This window comes from Microcoleus sp. N9_A2 (assembly GCF_036701775.1).
GTDB lineage: Bacteria > Cyanobacteriota > Cyanobacteriia > Cyanobacteriales > Microcoleaceae > Microcoleus.
This window is the reverse complement of sequence record NZ_JAUBRH010000161.1, coordinates 1-1,196: the sequence shown is the minus strand read 5'-3', so window position 1 is coordinate 1,196 and position 1,196 is coordinate 1. Positions and strand designations below refer to the sequence as shown.

Sequence of the window (1,196 nt, the reverse complement as noted above, 5' to 3'; positions counted from 1 at the left end):
TTTTCCTCAAAAAAGATACAAGGCAGTAGGAAAGGAGACTGGCCTGACAAACTATATAGAAAGATTTAATAATACGAGGAGACAAAGAATATCTAGGTTTGTGAGAAAAACTCTTTCATTCTCCAAAAAACTCTCCAATCATATTGGGGCTATTTGGTATTGTATTCATGAGTATAACGCCAGTTTATCTATCAATTAAAACCCTTAATTTTCCTTGCTATGCAGGACTACCACTTCTTTATTACTTATCGGCAAGTCTCTAACTAAATACCTATAATTTTGATGTAAATGATGGCTGGATTGATTGCATATAGGGCAGTTTGATGTTTTTTGTTTTGATTTTACTACTAAAATTAATGTGGCTCCTATCTGCTTGTAATCTTCTACTATGACACCGGGTAAATCTAGAATATTTGTCATTAACTTGTTCATAATTTATTCTGGTAGCACAATTCTTATCAACACTTAACTAATATTTGAGCAGCGATAAGTACAGAAGAGCCAAAACTCTTCGCCATTCTTACGATCGCGGAGGATCCAAAAAAGCGATTCATATGGTCAGTGCTTGGGCAACCAGTCAAAGATTAGTTTTAGGGCAAGTTAAAGTTAACGAAAAATCCAATGAAATCACAGCAATTCCGGCTTTACTCAAAGTATTAGAATTAAACGGAAGCATTGTCACCATTGATGCGATGGGCTGTCAGAGGTCAATTGTGAAGTCAATTGTCGAACAGGGAGGAGACTATGTGATCACCTTAAAAAAAAGAACCAGCCATCCCTGTATGCCAGAGTAGAGGAGTTGTTTAAACAAGCAATTAGACAAGGATTTTCTGGCTTTACACATACAGTTTATTCGCCCAAACAAGAGAACAATCACGGTCGCTCAGAAATCCGTAATCACTTAATGTTAAGTGATATCAAAGAGCTGATTGACCCAGACAATCAATGGGAGAAACTTCACCATCGAGGTATGATAGAATCGGTGCGAATGGTGAAGGGGAAAACAACTATCGAAATTCGTTATTACATTAGTAGTTTACCAAATAATGCTCAGAGGGTGTTTGAAAAGTCAGAGAGAGGTATGAAATTATGCTAAACGACGAACCATCATCCGGATCGTTGAAATATAAATCCAAGTTTCCGAAGTCTCTGTTAAACCTTCATGATCTCGATTCAATCGACGGCACCAAGATAGC

The 1,196-nt window shown here is 37.1% G+C and carries 1 protein-coding gene and 2 pseudogenes; 2 read left to right on the top strand and 1 reads right to left on the bottom strand.

Features of this window, described 5'->3' with window-relative positions:
* Together QUA44_RS30550 and QUA44_RS30545 are read left to right on the top strand one after the other, a co-directional pair.
* Window positions 1-199: IS1 family transposase (locus tag QUA44_RS30550; protein ID WP_333310115.1), on the top strand; the 199-nt coding region annotated here is incomplete at its 5' end.
* A gap of 304 nt (window positions 200-503) precedes the next feature.
* A pseudogene (locus QUA44_RS30545) lies at window positions 504-1,066 on the top strand (ISAs1 family transposase); the annotation flags it as partial.
* A 21-nt stretch (window positions 1,067-1,087) separates the two neighbouring features.
* Here the strand turns inward: QUA44_RS30545 and QUA44_RS30540 are convergent.
* Window positions 1,088-1,196, bottom strand: a pseudogene (locus QUA44_RS30540) (IS5/IS1182 family transposase); the annotation flags it as partial.